The organism is Sphingomonas sp. GlSt437, assembly GCF_048015635.2.
GTDB lineage: Bacteria > Pseudomonadota > Alphaproteobacteria > Sphingomonadales > Sphingomonadaceae > Sphingomonas.
This window is the reverse complement of sequence record NZ_JBPGYA010000001.1, coordinates 53,757-68,983: the sequence shown is the minus strand read 5'-3', so window position 1 is coordinate 68,983 and position 15,227 is coordinate 53,757. Positions and strand designations below refer to the sequence as shown.

Sequence of the window (15,227 nt, the reverse complement as noted above, 5' to 3'; positions counted from 1 at the left end):
AATGGGCAGTTTCAGCCTGGTTCACTGGCTCATCTTCGGCGGCATCCTCGTGCTGGTGCTGGGTGGCGGCCGTTTTTCCAACCTGATGGGTGATGTCGCCAAGGGCATCAAGCAGTTCAAGAAGGGCATGGCCGAGGAGGACGAGACCGCGCGGCCGCGCGACCCCAGCCTGCTCGAAGCCAAGCGCGCCGAGCCTGCGCCTGCCTTCGACAAGGAAGCGACGCCGGTGCGCGACGAGCGCTGATTTCGTCGCCAGCCATGCTTAAGCCGAGGGCGGTTCGCCGTGTTTGATGTTGCCCCATCCGAGCTGCTCTTGCTGGGCACGGTGGCGCTGATCGTCATTCCGCCCAAGGATCTGCCCAAGGCGATGCGGGTGGCGGGCTATTGGGTCGGCAAGGCGCGGGGCGTGGCGCGCCAGTTTCGCGCCGGGTTTGACGACATCATTCGCGACTCCGAACTGAAGGAAATCGAAGCGCGTTGGGCGGCCGAGAATGACCGCATCATGCGTGAGCATCCCTCAACGCCGATGCTGGCGCATGAGGAGCTTGCCGAGGCCAATGTCGCTGGCGAGCCGACCGATGAGGGCGCTGGCGACGCCAAGCCACTCATGGTCGCCAAGCCCAAGGTCGCGCCGGCGCCTACTGCCGAGGCGCAGTCCGGCGCCGAACAACCGTGAGGGATATCGACGATAGCCGCGCGCCGCTGCTCGACCATCTGATCGAGCTGCGCACGCGCCTGATCCGCTCGCTGCTCGCGCTGCTGGTGAGTTGCATTCTCTGCTACGTCTTCGCCGAGGACATCCTGGCAATCTTGGTCCGGCCGGGACTGCATGCCGGGCTGCACAAGCTCATCTATACACGGCCGTTCGACGCTTTCTTCGTGAACCTGAAGGTGGCTTTCTTCGCGGGGCTGATGTGTGCCTTCCCGGTGATCGCCAACCAGCTCTGGCAGTTTGTGGCACCGGGGCTCTACCGCAAGGAAAAGAAGGCGCTGCTGCCGTTCCTGTTTGCGACGCCAGTGCTTTTCTGCACCGGGGCGGCGATGGCGTATTTCGTGGCGGTGCCGGCAGCGCTACATTTTCTCTTGAGCTTTCAAGGGGATGTTGGCGGCGTTCAGCGCGAGGCCTTGCCGGCTGTTGACGCCTATCTCGATTTCATGATGCAGTTTCTGTTTGGCTTTGGCATCGCGTTCCTGATGCCGATCCTGCTGATGCTGCTCGAACGCGCCGGCATCGTTACGCGCAAGCAGCTGGTGGGCGCGCGGCGGTATGCGGTCGTCGGCAATTTCGGCATCGCGCTCATTCTGGCGCCGCCGGATGCGGGATCGATGCTGCTGCTCGCGCTGCCGCTATGCGTGCTCTACGAACTCGCGCTGATCGGTATCTGGTTCACCGAGCGGCGGCGCGGCAATGCCGACGCTACCCTGGAAACCACCTGATTTTCTGAGAGATATAAGGCCCGGGCGCGCTACCGGGGGGGGGGAGGGTTCGACGCACCCGGGCCTTGTTCGTGGATAGCGGGAGCGGGGGGCATTGCCGCTATCCGAAGCCTAAACGAGCGACTGGAAAAGCGGTTCCGCACCGATCAAAAAAATTTCAGTCGTGGCCGGTGATCTGGAACGCGATCGAAAAGACGCCATCAGGGTCCTTGATCAGCGGCGTCCGCAGCTGGCGCGACAGGCCTTCGAGCACCCGGCCATAGCGCGTTCGGAGCAGTTCATCGAGCAGGGACGAGGCAGCAAGCGCCGTCGACCGGATCGCCAGCATCGCGCGATTCTCGAGCCCCTCGGTCGAAACGCTGACCCGCAGCGCCGCCGATGCGGAGACCGATATCGCCAGCTCGACCAGCTCGGTCACCAGAAAGCAGAGCGGCGTCGCGACGTCCTGCGTCGTGTAGACGCTCTCGACGTCGAGCGTCATCGTCACCCCGGCCAGATTGTCGGGCAAGGTCGCGCGCAGGTTGGAGACGAGATCGCCCAGCACCGAGCGCATGTTGAGGCCGCGATTGACCTCGAGCTCGGCATAATGGTTTCGGTGCATCACAGCCAGCGCGTCGACGCGGCGCTGGATCGAGGCGTAAGCGGCGAGCACGTCGGGCGATTGCGCCGCCCGCGCGTGGAAATTGATGAGGCTGGAGATCACCTGCAGGTTGTTCTTCACCCGGTGGTGGACTTCGCGGGTCAGCTTGGTCTGGCGGATCAGCCCTTCGGCGAGCCCCGCTTCGTGATCGATCACGGTGCGGCTGATCGCGCGGAAGGTTTCGCCGAGCGCGCGAATTTCCTGCGCGGGGATGGTCGGGCGGATGGCGGGGTCGATTTCCTGCCCCGGCTGATAGCGCGCGACCGTCTGGGTCAAGTGCCGCAACGGCCGGATCAGCACGCGCTCGACGACGAACCATGAAATGCTGATCGCGGCGAGCCACATCATCAGCGGCAACACCATCGCCACGATCAACGCGGACGTGAGCGGCGCGGCGCGGGCGCGCATGACGAGCGTGATATCGGCGATCCCGATCGGCGCGCGGATCGCTGCCGATTGATCGACGGTTTCGCCGGGCGCTGGCGGTTGCAGCACCAGCTTGGCGCTGCCGACATCCAGCTCGGTCGCGAAAGGGTGCACATAGCCCGCCGGCTTGGCGACCGACGCGAGGAACGGGCGCGGGTAAAGCGCTGTCGCAACCAGCGCGCCGCGCGGGCTGGCGATTGCGAGAACCAGGCTGTCGTCGGGGCCGACCGCGGCGGTTGTCGCGCCGGCACGCGGCGTTGGCGGCGAGACCGGGATCGTCCGCTCGTCACTCGCGCACCAGATCTGGCCGCGCGCATCGGTAATGACGAAGCGAGCGCCTTGCGCGGTCTGCTCGGCGAACACCCCGCGGGCCCGCGCGCAGCTGGTCAGGTCCTGCGGCGCTTGCTCGAGCCCGGCAACCGTAACGCGCAGGGCATTGGTGTCGCCGCCCAGCTCGATCGCCAGCGCCCGCGATGCTTCTGCCGAGGCGATGCGGAGCCGCGATTGCATCTCCTCATCGGCGAGCCGGCTGGTCTGCGCGGTGGCATAAATCGCGATCAGCGCGAGCGGCAACAACGCGGCACTCAGGATAAGGAACAGCTTGGCGCCGGTCCCAATCCTGTCGAGCGCGGCACTGATGCCGTTGGCGTTACCGATCCTGGGTTCGCGCAGGCCCGACCTGGCCGCCGCCGGCGCTGTGCTGTCGCTTGTTTCCCCCGGCACGGCGCTCAGGTAAGCTTGTTCAGCAGGTCGAGCATTTCCGCCGGAATTTCTTCCTCAACCGCACGCTGGTAAACCTTGCGCAAGGCAGCCCCGGTCGAGCCGGCGTCGTTGGGACGCTCAGCTTTCTGCCCGGCTGGTTGCTTCTTTGAAGATCGGTCAGTCGGTTGCAACGCCCAAATCCCTGTTACCGCTCAGCCCCGCTGTACTGGTTGAAAACAGCAAATTTGATCCGCTCGCCCTACAAGCCGTCAATGCACTCGCGCAACAAATATCCATGGGCGTGAAACCAATTTGCCTTTCAATGGTTCCCTCTACGGCGTAAAAATTCATGACGGGCGGGGAACGACACTCCCCGACCGGCGCCAACGGGTTCGGATTACCGGGAGTAGCTACAGATTATGCCGCTTGGACAACAACTTGCTCCGCATCTCCCCTTTTTGCGCCGCTATGCCCGCGCGTTGACCGGCAGCCAGCCACAGGGCGATCATTATGTACGCGCGACGCTGGAAGCGATTGTTGCTGCGCCGGCTGAATTTCCCAGCGACGTCGATCCCCGGCTTGCCTTGTACCGGATGTTCCAGGGCATCTGGAACTCGGTGAACCACGAAACACTCAACGGCGCGGGTGCAGACGCGATCGGCGACGCGGAAGCGATCGCCAAGGCGCGGCTCGCGCGGATGACGCCGCTGTCGCGCCAGGCGCTGCTGCTGACCGCCATGGAAGGCTTTTCGCCCGAAGACACGGCCTATCTGATCGATGTCGATAATGGCGAGGTTGAGGCGCTGGTCGCCGAGGCGCTGGGCGAGATCGAGCGCCAGACCCGCGCGCGCGTGCTAATCATCGAGGACGAGCCGATCATCGCGATGGATATCGAGACGATCGTTCGCGATCTGGGCCATGAAGTCACCGGCGTTGCGGTCACGCGCGACGAGGCGGTGGCGCTGGCGATGGAAGACCGGCCGGGCCTGGTGCTTGCCGATATCCAGCTTGCCGATGACAGTTCGGGCATCGACGCGGTGAAGGACATTCTCGGCGAATTCACCGTGCCCGTCATCTTCATCACGGCGTTCCCCGAGCGGTTGCTGACCGGCGAGCGGCCCGAGCCGACGTTCCTGATTACCAAGCCTTTCCAGCGCTCGACGGTGAAGGCGGCGATCAGCCAGGCATTGTTCTTCGACTCCGCGACGGTTCCGGCGGCCTGAAACAAATCGCCGGAACCCGATAGTCGTTCGCGGGTTGATGGGGCGATGACAGATCGTGACAGTCTTGTACCAATCTGGTCCGCTCACGCGCCGTTGGGCGCGGGCAACGCGATGAGCGGCGCATGACGGTGCCGGCCACCGATACCGGTCAGCCGGTCGTGCCCGATCAGGCGGATCGCGTTGCCTTGCCCGACGCCGAGTTCAAGCGGCTGCTGGGCGAGGTGATCCCGCACCTTCGCGCTTTTGGTCGCTCGCTATCGGGCAATCGCGACCTCGCCGACGATCTGGTGCAGGATACGCTGATGCGCGCCTGGGCGGCGCGCGACCGCTTCCATGCCGGCACCAACATGCGCGCCTGGACCTTCATCATCCTGCGCAACCTGTATTTGTCGCAAATGCGCCGGCAGCGCTTTCACGGTGAATGGGACGATCTGGTCGCCGATCGGGTGCTCGCGGCGCCGGCAGGCCAGGACAAGCAGATCGAGCTTGCCGATCTTCAGCGTGGCCTGATGCAGCTCCCCGCCCCGCAACGCGAGGCGCTGATCCTCGTCGGCGCCGGCGGCTTTGCCTATGAGGAAGCGGCGGAAATCTGCGGGGTTGCCGTCGGCACGATCAAGAGCCGCGTCGCGCGCGGCCGTGCAGCGCTCGATGCGCTGATGGCAGGCAGCGAGCTTGCGTCGCGAAACTCGACCAACGGCGATGACAAACGCTCGGCACTCGATGCGATTATCGACGAGGTGAACGATCTAAGCCGCGATCACCGCTCGTCGCATTGATCCAGGTCGTCGAGCCGGCCAAGCAAGTCCGCCAATTCCTTGGGCATGCCATCGGCGCAATCGAACGCGCGGTTGAGCGTCTGCCCGATCGACTGTACCACGCCCGGACGATCGACCATGACCGCGCCGTCGCCGCTGCGCGCTATCTGGTGGGTGGAAAAGGCGTTCGGGGGTGACATGAACCATATAACGACCGGGCGACGGTTTCGTTTCGTGGCACCTCATACGGCTTATGGGCTGTGACGACCCAGGATGATGCTGAAGCGCTGAATAATGCGATTGCGCGGGCGCGCCGACACGCGCCTTTTCTCGCGCGGCTGATCGACCTGGAGCCGGCTCTGGTCGACCAGATGGCAATGGGCAACCTGCCGACTGCCGACACGCTGCGGATCGACGACGTCGCCATGCCGGTCGCGCAGCGGTTGCGGATCGAGCGACGGCGGCTGGCGCTGGTCGTCGCGCTCGGCGATCTCGCGGGACTGCTCGATCTGACTGCCGTCACCGCGTCGCTCAGCGATTTCGCCGATTACGCGCTCGATGCCGCGATCCGTGCGGCGATTGTCGAGCGGACGCCCGAGGCGGTGCCGGCGGGGTTCACCGCGATCGCGCTCGGCAAGCAGGGCAGCCGCGAGCTCAACTATTCGTCGGATATCGACCCCATCCTGCTCTACGATCCCGCCACCTTGCCCTGTCGCTCGCGCGAGGCGCCGGAAGAAGCCGCAGTTCGCATCGCGCGGCGCGTCGTCGAGCTGCTCCAGGCGCGCGATGGCGACGGCTATGTGCTGCGCGTCGATCTGCGCTTGCGGCCATCGCCCGAGGTGACGCCGATCGCGCTGTCGGTCGATGCGGCGACGACTTATTATGAGTCGATGGCGCTGCCGTGGGAGCGCGCCGCTTTCATCCGCGCACGTGCCGCGGCGGGCGATGTCGAGCTCGGCCAGCGCTTCCTCGCCTCGATCCGCCCGTTCGTGTGGCGGCGCGCGCTCGATTTCGGTGCGATTCGGGAAATTCGGGGCATTTCGCGGCGCATTCGCGACCATTATCGCGCCGGTGAGCATTTCGGGCCGGGTTGGGACCTGAAGCGCGGGCGCGGCGGCATTCGCGAGGTCGAGTTCTTCGCGCAAATCCACCAGCTCATTCACGGCGGCCGCGACCCGGAATTGCGCGCGCCCGCGACGCGCGACGCGCTCGCGGCGCTGGGTGCAGCGGGCATTATCTCTCCCGAAGACGCCACGATCCTCAGCGAGGCCTACACACTCTACCGCACAATCGAGCACCGCGTGCAGATGATCGACGATCGCCAGACACATCATCTGCCCGAAGGCGCCGCGCTCGACGGCGTCGCGCAGTTGCATGGGTTGGAGAGCGGCGAGGATTTGCTCGACCTGCTCGCGCCGCACGTCGCGCAAGTCGAACAGCGTTACGACGCGCTCGATGCCGGCGAGGGCGAGGCGCCGGTCGACGAGGGGCGGCTAGGGGCGCTGCTCGCTGCACAAGGCTTTGCCGACCCGGCCGCGGCGCAGCGTTTGGTCGAGCAATGGCGCAGCGGCACCTATCCGGCCTTACGGGGATCGGCAGCGCGCGGCGCGCTCGATACCGTGTTGCCGGGGCTGATCGAGGCCTTGGGCCGCGCGCCCGATCCGCAAGCAGCGCTCGCGCGGCTCGATCGCATCTTCGCCAAGCTGCCTAGCGCGATCAATTTCTTCCGGTTGCTCGAAGCGCAGCCGGCGCTGGCGCGGTTGCTCGGGTTAATCCTCAGCCACGCGCCGCCACTTGCCGAAACGCTGGGCCGGCGGATCGAATTGTTCGACGGGTTGATCGATGCCAGCGCGCTTGATCCGGTGCCGCCAGTCGACCGGCTGATCGCCGAAATGACCGTGCCGGAAGCCGACGCGGATTATCAGGCAGTGCTCGATCACGTCCGCCGGATCGTCAATGAGCGACGGTTCGCGCTGGGCACGCAGATCGTCGCCGGCGCAGCCGATCCGCTCGATGTCGCGAAAGGCTATGCGCGGGTTGCGGAAGCCGCGATCGTCGCGCTGGCGGATGCGACCGTCGTCGATTTCGCGCGGCGTCATGGCAAGGTGCCCGATAGCGAACTCGTCGTGCTGGCATTGGGCCGGCTCGGCGGCGGTGCGCTCACCCATGCTTCCGACCTCGACCTGATTTACCTCTTCACCGGCGATTATGCGGCGGAATCGGATGGGGAGAAGCCGCTCGGCGCGGTCCATTATTACAACCGGCTTGCCCAGCGATTGAGTGCAGCGCTGTCGGTGCCGACCGCTTCGGGGCCGCTCTATGAGATCGACACGCGGCTGCGACCCTCGGGCGCGCAAGGGCCGCTGGTTGTGTCGCTCGACGGATTCGCGCGCTACCAGCGCGAAAGCGCGTGGACGTGGGAGCATATGGCGCTCACCCGCGCACGCCCGGTGTTCGGCTCGCCAGAGACGCGTCAGGCCGCGAGCAATGTGATCGGGGAAGTGCTCGCCGGCAATCGCCCCGCCCGCGACATCGCGGCCGATGCGCTGGCGATGCGCGCCGATATCGCTCAGCACAAACCGCCAACCGGCCCGCTTGACGCCAAGCTGTTGCCCGGTGGCCTCGTCGATCTCGAATTTGCAGTGCATGTACTGCAGTTGACCGAGCGGGTCGGCTTCGATCCCGACCTGGAAGGTGCCATTACTAAGCTGAAGGCTGCCGGGCTGTGCCCGCCGTCTGTCGGCAGCGCCTACCAAATCTTGATGCGCTTGCTCGTCACCGTGCGGCTGGTCGCGCCCGATACCCAGCCGCCATCGCCGGCGACCCGCGCTGTCATTGCGCGTGCGCTGGGTACGGCCGATTGGGCAGGGGCTGTTGCCTCGTTCGACGCTGTGCGGCAGGAAGTGGCGGCATTCTGGACCCGCATATCGACAGGAGCGACACGAGCATGAGCTTGCAGGAAGGCGCCAAAATCCCCGATGTCACGCTGACCGGCATCGATAACCAGCCGATCAAGCTCAGCAGCTTTGTCGGCAAGCCGCTCGTGCTCTACTTCTACCCGAAGGACGACACCTCGGGCTGCACGCGCGAGGCGCAGGATTTCAGCCAGCATCTGAAGGAATTCGAGGCGCTGGGAGCGGCAGTTATCGGCGTGTCTAAAGATTCACCGATCAAGCATCAGAAATTCATCGATAAATATGATCTGACCGTGCCGCTCGCGACCGATGCTGACAGCAGCGCGATGGAAGCTTTCGGCGTGTGGGTCGAAAAGAGCATGTACGGCAAAACCTATATGGGCATTGACCGTTCGACCTTCCTGTTCGGATCGGATGGCAAGCTCGCGCGCGCATGGCGGCGGGTGAAGGTGCCGGGCCACGCGATCGAAGTGCTGGAGTCGCTGCGCAGGATCGCGTAGCCCGATTCGGAACGAACGGCGTACACTCACGGGCCGAAATCGTGCCAGTCCGGGACAAGCGTCGCGGTTCCAACGACTCGCCGCGCCAGAGCCGCAACTCACCCTGCACTTTCGGCACAGCGCTTGCCGACATGCCCCCATCTTTGCCATGACCCAATTGCCGGGGACGGGGGGCGTCCATCGGCTATGCGCACAATTAAAGCGCCGATTGGGTCGCCGGGGTAGAATGACGAAAATCAGGTCGATTTCGCTCGCGCAACTGCAGAGCAAATTTAAGACGCGCGATTTCATCCTCCATGATGGCCGCGACCTGCGCCGGTTCAGCGTCAGTGGGCGGAGCCAGGCCGCGGTTGCCGCCGTCGCTGGCGTCACTCTGTGTTTCTCGATTTATGGTGTCGGCCAGGCTGCGGCTGGCGCCGTGGTCGCTTCCGGCGCGCTCGGCACGCCGCTGTCGCCCGAAGCCAAGGTCGTCCAGCTCCAGACCAAGCTGCAGTCGCTGCATGAAGATGTCGAGGCGATCAAGCGTGCCGCCGCGGCCCAGGCTCAGCGCGTCGAGCAGCGCCAAAAGCTGATCGCAGCGGTCGTAGAAGGCAAAACGGCCGATGCCAGGCTCGCGCTCAACGCGCCGGTGATTGACAGCGAGACCGCCGCGCGCGCCGCCGACGTGATCGCGCCGCTGCGCAAGGTCGAGGCGCATCAGGTCGCGATGGCGGTCCGCGCCCGGCAGCTTACCGAGCACCGCTACGCGATCGCAGTCGGCGAAGTGCGCCGGCTCGGCATCGCGCCGGAGCGCTTCTCGCCCCGGATGCCGGCGATGGGCGGCCCTTACGAGCCGGTCACGACCAACCAGAGCGCCGAGGACGCCAATGCCGACGCGCAGTTTCGTTCGCTGTTCATGACATGGAAGAAGCTCGACTCGCTCGAGCAGGGCGTCATCGCCATTCCGTCGGGCCAGCCGGTTGCCAACATCAACTTCACCAGCTTCTACGGCGTCCGCTCGGACCCGTTCCGTGGCACGCCGGCGATGCATCCGGGCGTCGATATCCCCGGCTCGATCGGCACGCCGATTTATGCCACCGCCGACGGCGTCGTGTCGCGCGCTGAGCGGGCGGGGGGCTATGGCAACATGGTGGAGATCGACCATGGTCGCGGCATCGCCACGCGCTATGGCCATTTGTCGAAGATTCTCATCGGCCCCAACACTCGCGTGAAGCGCGGCCAGCTGATCGCGCTGATGGGCTCGACCGGCCGCTCGACCGGCAGCCATCTGCATTATGAAGTGCGGATCGACGGCAAGGCGGTCAACCCGATCCCGTTCCTGCAGACCAACGCTTATCTCGCCTCGGTCCAGCAGCGCGCGCAGCAGTCGCGCGTTGCGGTTGGCGGCCCGGCGGCGGATCAGGTTCAGTAAGCAAGCGGTTGCCGCGCGCGGGGTCGCGCCCTATCTTCGTGGCATGACCGATCAACCCGACCTCGTGCTCACCGACGCTGCTGCGGCGCGCGTCGCCGCTATTGCCGAGCGCCAGCACAAGCCCGCCATCCTGCGTCTGTCGGTCGAAGGCGGCGGCTGCTCGGGTTTCCAATATCGCTTCGGCTTGGCTGACGGCGTCGAAACCGACGATCGCGTGGCCGAGACGGCGGGGGTCAAGCTCGTTGTCGATTCGATCAGCCTCGATCTGGTTCGCGGCGCGCGCGTCGATTTCGTCGAGAGCCTGGGCGGCACTGCGTTCCGCGTCGACAATCCCAATGCCGCGTCGGGCTGCGGCTGCGGATCGAGCTTTTCGGTCTGACAAGCGCTTGAAGATCGTCACTTACAACGTCAACGGCATCAAGGCGCGACTGCCCCGGCTGATCGAGTATCTGGCCGAGCAGCAGCCCGATATCGTCTGCCTGCAAGAGCTCAAGTCGAGCGACGAGACGTTCCCCGAAGCTGACATCCGCGCCGCTGGCTATGGCGCGGTATGGCACGGCCAGAAAGGCTTTAACGGCGTCGCGTTGCTCGCCAAGGGGGCCGATCCGGTCGAGCGCCAGCGCGGGCTCGCCGGTGAGGATGAGGACGATCATAGCCGTTATCTGGAGGTCGAGGTTGGCGACCTGGTTGTCGCTTCGATCTATTTGCCCAACGGCAACCCCCAGCCAGGGCCGAAATTCGATTATAAGTTACGCTGGATCGAACGGCTCGCCGCCCGCGCGCGCGATCTGCTCGCCGAAGAGCGTCCAACGGTGCTCGCCGGGGATTACAACGTCATTCCCAATGACGACGACGTGTTTTCCGTCCGCGCGATGGCCCACGATGCGCTGATGCAGCCGGAAAGCCGCGCCGGTTACCGAGCCCTGGTGGCACAAGGGTGGACCGATGCGTTGCGCACGCGCCACCCGCGCGGCGGCATCTGGACGTTCTGGGATTATCAGGCCGGTGCCTGGCAGCGCGATGCGGGTTTTCGCATTGACCATTTGTTGCTGAGTCCGCAAGCTGCCGACCGGCTGATCGATGCCGGCGTCGACAAGGACTATCGCGGTCGCGACAAGGCAAGCGACCACGCGCCGACCTGGGTTTCGCTGCGCTAGCCGAAGTCCGGCGTGCTGGCGATCTACACCAATAATACGCAAGCGTTACCAATCGCTGGCAAAGAACAAGCCGATCCACTTTGAGCGGAAACGGCTTAACTCACTGAAATAACAATATTCCACTGTTTGGCATGACTAATGCACTCCGGTAGCGCCAGGGGGCGTTACCTGAGGAGGAGCATATGTCAGTCGATTATCGCCGTATCGGTTTCAGCATCATCGCGGGCGTCACCAGCGGGCTGTTGGTGGCCGCCATTCCCGCCAGCGCCGCGACGCCCGGGGAGGGCGGCGGCAAGCCCGTCGTCGCACCGACCGATCAGGCATCGCCGACCAAGACCGAAAAGCCGACAGTTTATTGCGTCGTCGAAACCACCACGGGGTCGCGCATCCCCCACCGCACTTGCTTGACCGAAAAGGAATGGGCGGCGCAAGGGGTCGATATCACCCATCCCGATCGCTGACGGGTGATGTCTCCGGTCCGCGGCGCGTGCCCCCGCGCCGCGGACCGTCTTTCGATTAGGGGCGCGTATCGGCGAGCCGCGCTTCCAGCCAGCGCGCGGCATCGTCGGGCGAGCGCTTGTCGGTGTCGCGATCGACCATGTAATTGGCCTGGCGCATCAGGTCGACCGGGATGCGGCCGATGAGCGGCGTCAGTGCCTCGATGAACCGACTGTCATTGCGACGCGCAGGCGCAACCATCAGGATGGCGTCATAGCCGGGAATGGCGTTTTTAGGGTCGGCCAGCACCGTCAAGTGCTGCGCGGCGATGCGTCCGTCGGACGAGAAGGCGGAGATGACGTCCGCCTGCTTGCTCTCGATCGCGCGGTACATGAAGGTGGGATTGTACGCGCGCGCCGAGCGAAAATTGAGCGGGTAAGCGCGCTTGACCGCCGCCCATTCGGGCCGTTCCAGAAATTCGAGATCGGCGCCGAAATCGAGCGACGGCGCCTGTGCGACGAGATCGTCGAGCGAGTGGATGTGGCGCCGCCGCGCATCATCGCCGCGCATCGCGAAGGCATAGGCATTCTCGAACCCCAGCGCGCCGATCAGCCGCACGCCATCCGTTGCCTCCACCCAACGCGACACGCCTGCCACGATCGCGGCGCGGGGCGGCACATCGATGCGGTGCATCCGGTTGGTCCAGATCGTGCCCGAATAATCGACATAGGCGTCGATATCGCCGCTCGCGAGCGCGCCGAACACGACCGCCGAGCCGAGCCCTTCCTTGTAGCGCACCCGATAGCCGGCCGCTTCCAGCCGGTGGCCGATCAGCCGCGCCAGAATATATTGCTCGCCGAACCCCTTGGCGCCGATGGTGACGGTCGGCTGGCGGCTCGGCAGCATCGGGGTGAGCGCCGCCAATATCCCCGCCGCGAGGATGGCGAGCGCGGCGAAGGCGCGGCCGCGCTTGCGATAAGCGATGCCATGCTCGATCACGCCGAGCAACGCATCGACCGCCAGCGCCAGCCCGGCGGCGGCGACGCAGCCCGCCAGCACCAGCGCCCAGTTCTGCGTCTGGAGACCCGCGAAGATCATGTCGCCCAGGCTCGGCTGGCCGACGGTGGTGGAGAGGGTCGCCGCGCCGATCGTCCAGACGGCGGCGGTGCGGATGCCCGCCATCAGCACGGGCGAAACGAGCGGTGCCTCCACAAGCAGCAGCTTCTGCCAGCCGGTCATGCCGACGCCGTCCGCCGCTTCGATCACGGCGGGGTCGAGGCCGTTGAGGCCGGTGACGCCGTTGCGCAGGATCGGCAGGAGCGCATAAAGCGTCAGCGCCAGCATCGCGGGCAGGAAGCCGAGCGCGGGAATACCGCCGCCGACCAGCGCCGAGATCGACAGCAGCACCGGGTAGAACAGCGCGAGCAGCGCGAGGCTGGGGATCGTCTGGATCAGGCTGGCGACGCCCAGCGCCGCGCGCGCGACCGCCGGCCGCCGCGCCGACCACACCGCAAGCGGCAGGCTGATCGCCATGCCTAGCACGAGCGCCGAGGCCGCTAACAGCAGATGCTGCGCCAGCAGATCGGGCACACGGGTGAAAGCGGCGAGGAAGGGGCTCATTGCCTCCGCTCCAGCGCTGCCAGCGCCCGCGCCTGTTCGCGCGGCACCGCGACCAGTGCGTCGGCGACCGGCCCGCCTTTGCCGGCAAGCAGATCGGCCGGCGTCGCGTCGGCGACGATATGGCCCGCGTCCATCACCAGCACGCGATCGGCGAGCAGCAGCGCCTCGGCCATGTCATGGGTGACCATGATCGTCGTCAGGCCAAGCCGGTCGTGCAGCGCGCGCACCGCGTGGCCAAGCTGATCGCGCGTGACGGGGTCGAGCGCGCCGAACGGTTCGTCCATCAGCATCAGCCCCGGCTCGGTGGCGAGCGCGCGCGCGACGCCGACGCGCTGGCGCTGGCCGCCCGACAAGGCATCGGGAAAGCGCGTGGCAACGTCCGCCGGCAGATCGACCAGATCGAGCAGTTCCGCCACCCGCGTGGCATTGTCGCGCTCGCCGATCAGCCGCCGGCCGATCGCGATATTCTCGGCGACGGTCAAATGCGGGAACAGCCCGACATTCTGGAAGACATAGCCGATCCGCCGGCGCACTTCATGCGGCTCGGCGTCGGCAACGGGTGCACCGTTAATCAGCACGCGGCCGGTGCTCGGCTCGATCAGCCGGTTGATCGTCTTGAGCAAGGTCGATTTGCCCGATCCCGAGCCGCCGACCAGCGCCACGAACGTGCCGGCGGCGATCTGAAGCGATAGGGCGGCCACGGCATCCACGCCGCCGGCATAGCGTTTGCTCACGCCCTCAAAGCTCACCGATGGGCCCTGCGGGCGCGATTGTGCTGGCATTGGTGCCGGTGATGCGGGATGACGCCGCCAACGTCAAACCAATGAGTGGGGAGGGGCAGCAAAAGTGACCGCAAAGGCGATTTTCATCACCGGGGGTGGATCGGGCATCGGTCGCGCGGTGGCGCAGTATTTCGCCAGGCAGGGCTGGCGCGTCGGTCTTGCCGATGTGAACGCCGCCGGCCTGGCGGAAACCGCCGCGCTGGTGCCCGCCGGCATGGCGACGACCTATGTGATGGACGTGCGCGACCGCGAGCAATGGGCGCAGGCGCTCGCTGACTTTACCCAGGCGAGCGGCGGCCGGCTCGATGTGTTGTTCAACAATGCCGGCATCGCTGCCGGCGGCGCGCTCGCGGACAATGACTGGGACGAGATCGACCGCGTCATCGGCATCAACCTGATGGGCGTGATCAACGGCGCGAAGATCGGCTATCCCTATCTGAAAGCGACGCCGGGCTCGTGCCTGCTCAATACCGCGTCGGCGGCAGGCATCTATGGCGGGCCCAATATCGGCATCTACGCGGTCACCAAGTTCGGCGTGCGCGCGCTGACCGAGTCGCTCGACGGCGAATGGGCGGCTGACGGCATCAAGGTCCGATCGCTGATGCCGTCGTTCATCGACACCCCGCTGCTCAAGGCCAATGTCTCGGGCAGCAATCGCTCGGTCCGCGAAGCGGTGACCGAGGGCGGGCTGGAAATCACGCCGGTCGACGATGTTGCCAAGGCGGCGTGGGAGGCGGTGCATGGCGATCGCCTCCACACCACGGTCGGCAAAACCGCGCGGCGCCTGGCGTTCGCCGCGCGCTGGATGCCGGGGGGCTTACGCAAGCAGATGCGCAGCCGCGCGCTGCTGCGTTAATCGACCAGCGCGTCGATCGCTGCTGCCAGCTCGATGTCGCGATGGCTGAGGCCGCCGGCATCGTGGGTGGTGAGCAGGATGTCGACGCGGTTCCACACGTTCGACCATTCGGGGTGGTGATCGGCCTTTTCCGCGAGCAGCGCGACTTGCGTCATGAAGCCGAACGCCGCGACGAAATCCTTGAAGACGAGGCGGCGGGTGATCGCGTCGCGCGCTTCGTCATAATCCCATTCGGGCAGGCCATCGAGCGCGTCGGCGCGTTCGGCATCGCTGAGCGGTTCGATCATCACCCTCGTCCTCCTTGCTGCACCCTTGTGCGCTGGCCTATGGCGGTTGGCATGACGGGGCAAGCGCGAAAGGGGGCA

General features: G+C 65.9%; 18 protein-coding genes. 12 read left to right on the top strand and 6 right to left on the bottom strand.

Annotated features, from left to right (window positions below; translation table 11 throughout):
* Position 1: 1 nt before the first annotated feature.
* The 3 genes from ACLB0R_RS00335 to tatC are packed head-to-tail and all read left to right on the top strand — an operon-like array spanning position 2 to position 1,437.
* Complete coding sequence (locus ACLB0R_RS00335) at positions 2-244, top strand: twin-arginine translocase TatA/TatE family subunit (protein WP_416641165.1); 243 nt, start codon at positions 2-4, stop codon at positions 242-244.
* 39 nt (positions 245-283) lie between these two features.
* Positions 284-676, top strand: a complete 393-nt coding sequence (locus tag ACLB0R_RS00330; protein WP_416641163.1) for a twin-arginine translocase subunit TatB — start codon at positions 284-286, stop codon at positions 674-676.
* A complete protein-coding gene (gene tatC, locus ACLB0R_RS00325) occupies positions 673-1,437 on the top strand; it encodes a twin-arginine translocase subunit TatC (RefSeq protein ID WP_416641161.1) in 765 nt (254 codons plus the stop codon). The genes ACLB0R_RS00330 and tatC overlap by 4 nt, the downstream gene beginning before the upstream one ends.
* Positions 1,438-1,594: 157 nt before the next feature.
* On the opposite strand, the gene ACLB0R_RS00320 is transcribed toward tatC, so the two are convergent.
* Positions 1,595-3,226, bottom strand: a complete 1,632-nt coding sequence (locus ACLB0R_RS00320) for a sensor histidine kinase (protein ID WP_416641160.1) — start codon at positions 3,224-3,226, stop codon at positions 1,595-1,597.
* A 5-nt stretch (positions 3,227-3,231) separates the two neighbouring features.
* Entirely contained in the window at positions 3,232-3,396 is a 165-nt protein-coding gene (locus ACLB0R_RS00315) for a NepR family anti-sigma factor (protein WP_416641158.1), read from the bottom strand.
* Positions 3,397-3,624: 228 nt separating this feature from the next.
* On the opposite strand from ACLB0R_RS00315, the gene ACLB0R_RS00310 reads away from it, so the two are divergent.
* Entirely contained in the window at positions 3,625-4,428 is an 804-nt protein-coding gene (locus ACLB0R_RS00310; RefSeq protein WP_416641157.1) for a response regulator, read from the top strand.
* Between the two features lie 122 nt (positions 4,429-4,550).
* Positions 4,551-5,204, top strand: coding sequence for a sigma-70 family RNA polymerase sigma factor (locus tag ACLB0R_RS00305; RefSeq protein ID WP_416641156.1), 654 nt, complete (start codon positions 4,551-4,553; stop codon positions 5,202-5,204).
* On the opposite strand, the gene ACLB0R_RS00300 is transcribed toward ACLB0R_RS00305, so the two are convergent.
* Positions 5,186-5,323, bottom strand: a complete 138-nt coding sequence (locus ACLB0R_RS00300) for a hypothetical protein (protein WP_434953642.1) — start codon at positions 5,321-5,323, stop codon at positions 5,186-5,188. The two genes, ACLB0R_RS00305 and ACLB0R_RS00300, sit on opposite strands and share 19 nt — an antisense overlap.
* A gap of 120 nt (positions 5,324-5,443) precedes the next feature.
* Here ACLB0R_RS00300 and ACLB0R_RS00295 point away from each other — a divergent pair, with 120 nt between their 5' ends.
* The 6 genes from ACLB0R_RS00295 to ACLB0R_RS00270 all read left to right on the top strand — a co-directional run bounded on the left by ACLB0R_RS00295 (position 5,444) and on the right by ACLB0R_RS00270 (position 11,627).
* Positions 5,444-8,134 carry a bifunctional [glutamine synthetase] adenylyltransferase/[glutamine synthetase]-adenylyl-L-tyrosine phosphorylase gene (locus ACLB0R_RS00295; protein WP_416641152.1) on the top strand — a complete coding sequence of 897 codons (2,691 nt, stop codon included), beginning with the start codon at positions 5,444-5,446 and terminating at the stop codon, positions 8,132-8,134.
* A complete protein-coding gene (locus ACLB0R_RS00290; protein WP_416641150.1) occupies positions 8,131-8,598 on the top strand; it encodes a peroxiredoxin in 468 nt (155 codons plus the stop codon). The genes ACLB0R_RS00295 and ACLB0R_RS00290 overlap by 4 nt, the downstream gene beginning before the upstream one ends.
* Positions 8,599-8,824: 226 nt before the next feature.
* Positions 8,825-10,009, top strand: coding sequence for a M23 family metallopeptidase (locus tag ACLB0R_RS00285; RefSeq protein WP_416641149.1), 1,185 nt, complete (start codon positions 8,825-8,827; stop codon positions 10,007-10,009).
* A gap of 43 nt (positions 10,010-10,052) precedes the next feature.
* Positions 10,053-10,388 carry an iron-sulfur cluster insertion protein ErpA gene (gene erpA / locus ACLB0R_RS00280; RefSeq protein ID WP_416641147.1) on the top strand — a complete coding sequence of 112 codons (336 nt, stop codon included), beginning with the start codon at positions 10,053-10,055 and terminating at the stop codon, positions 10,386-10,388.
* Between the two features lie 7 nt (positions 10,389-10,395).
* Positions 10,396-11,166 carry an exodeoxyribonuclease III gene (gene xth / locus ACLB0R_RS00275; RefSeq protein WP_416641145.1) on the top strand — a complete coding sequence of 257 codons (771 nt, stop codon included), beginning with the start codon at positions 10,396-10,398 and terminating at the stop codon, positions 11,164-11,166.
* A 182-nt stretch (positions 11,167-11,348) separates the two neighbouring features.
* Complete coding sequence (locus ACLB0R_RS00270) at positions 11,349-11,627, top strand: hypothetical protein (RefSeq protein ID WP_416641144.1); 279 nt, start codon at positions 11,349-11,351, stop codon at positions 11,625-11,627.
* A 55-nt stretch (positions 11,628-11,682) separates the two neighbouring features.
* Here the strand turns inward: ACLB0R_RS00270 and ACLB0R_RS00265 are convergent, their stop codons facing one another.
* Together ACLB0R_RS00265 and ACLB0R_RS00260 are read right to left on the bottom strand one after the other, a co-directional pair.
* The gene (locus ACLB0R_RS00265; RefSeq protein WP_416641142.1) at positions 11,683-13,224 is read right to left on the bottom strand and encodes an ABC transporter permease/substrate-binding protein; all 1,542 of its coding nucleotides are present in this window, start codon (positions 13,222-13,224) and stop codon (positions 11,683-11,685) included.
* Positions 13,221-14,006, bottom strand: coding sequence for an ATP-binding cassette domain-containing protein (locus ACLB0R_RS00260; RefSeq protein WP_416641140.1), 786 nt, complete (start codon positions 14,004-14,006; stop codon positions 13,221-13,223). The genes ACLB0R_RS00265 and ACLB0R_RS00260 overlap by 4 nt, the downstream gene beginning before the upstream one ends.
* A gap of 64 nt (positions 14,007-14,070) precedes the next feature.
* Between ACLB0R_RS00260 and ACLB0R_RS00255 the strand changes: the two genes are divergently transcribed.
* Positions 14,071-14,862 carry an SDR family oxidoreductase gene (locus ACLB0R_RS00255; protein ID WP_416641138.1) on the top strand — a complete coding sequence of 264 codons (792 nt, stop codon included), beginning with the start codon at positions 14,071-14,073 and terminating at the stop codon, positions 14,860-14,862.
* Here the strand turns inward: ACLB0R_RS00255 and ACLB0R_RS00250 are convergent.
* Positions 14,859-15,152, bottom strand: coding sequence for a 4a-hydroxytetrahydrobiopterin dehydratase (locus ACLB0R_RS00250; protein ID WP_416641136.1), 294 nt, complete (start codon positions 15,150-15,152; stop codon positions 14,859-14,861). The two genes, ACLB0R_RS00255 and ACLB0R_RS00250, sit on opposite strands and share 4 nt — an antisense overlap.
* Between the last annotated feature and the right edge of the window lie 75 nt (positions 15,153-15,227).

What these genes read in the sequence shown, in the direction of transcription:
- ACLB0R_RS00285 (WP_416641149.1), top strand. Translation starts at nt 8,825, where the DNA reads ATGACGAAAATCAGGTCGATTTCGCTCGCGCAACTGCAGAGCAAATTT.
- erpA (WP_416641147.1), top strand. Translation starts at nt 10,053, where the DNA reads ATGACCGATCAACCCGACCTCGTGCTCACCGACGCTGCTGCGGCGCGC.
- ACLB0R_RS00310 (WP_416641157.1), top strand. Translation starts at nt 3,625, where the DNA reads ATGCCGCTTGGACAACAACTTGCTCCGCATCTCCCCTTTTTGCGCCGC.
- ACLB0R_RS00300 (WP_434953642.1), bottom strand. Translation starts at nt 5,323, where the DNA reads ATGGTCGATCGTCCGGGCGTGGTACAGTCGATCGGGCAGACGCTCAAC.
- ACLB0R_RS00335 (WP_416641165.1), top strand. Translation starts at nt 2, where the DNA reads ATGGGCAGTTTCAGCCTGGTTCACTGGCTCATCTTCGGCGGCATCCTC.
- ACLB0R_RS00265 (WP_416641142.1), bottom strand. Translation starts at nt 13,224, where the DNA reads ATGAGCCCCTTCCTCGCCGCTTTCACCCGTGTGCCCGATCTGCTGGCG.
- ACLB0R_RS00260 (WP_416641140.1), bottom strand. Translation starts at nt 14,006, where the DNA reads ATGCCAGCACAATCGCGCCCGCAGGGCCCATCGGTGAGCTTTGAGGGC.
- ACLB0R_RS00305 (WP_416641156.1), top strand. Translation starts at nt 4,551, where the DNA reads ATGACGGTGCCGGCCACCGATACCGGTCAGCCGGTCGTGCCCGATCAG.
- ACLB0R_RS00270 (WP_416641144.1), top strand. Translation starts at nt 11,349, where the DNA reads ATGTCAGTCGATTATCGCCGTATCGGTTTCAGCATCATCGCGGGCGTC.
- ACLB0R_RS00290 (WP_416641150.1), top strand. Translation starts at nt 8,131, where the DNA reads ATGAGCTTGCAGGAAGGCGCCAAAATCCCCGATGTCACGCTGACCGGC.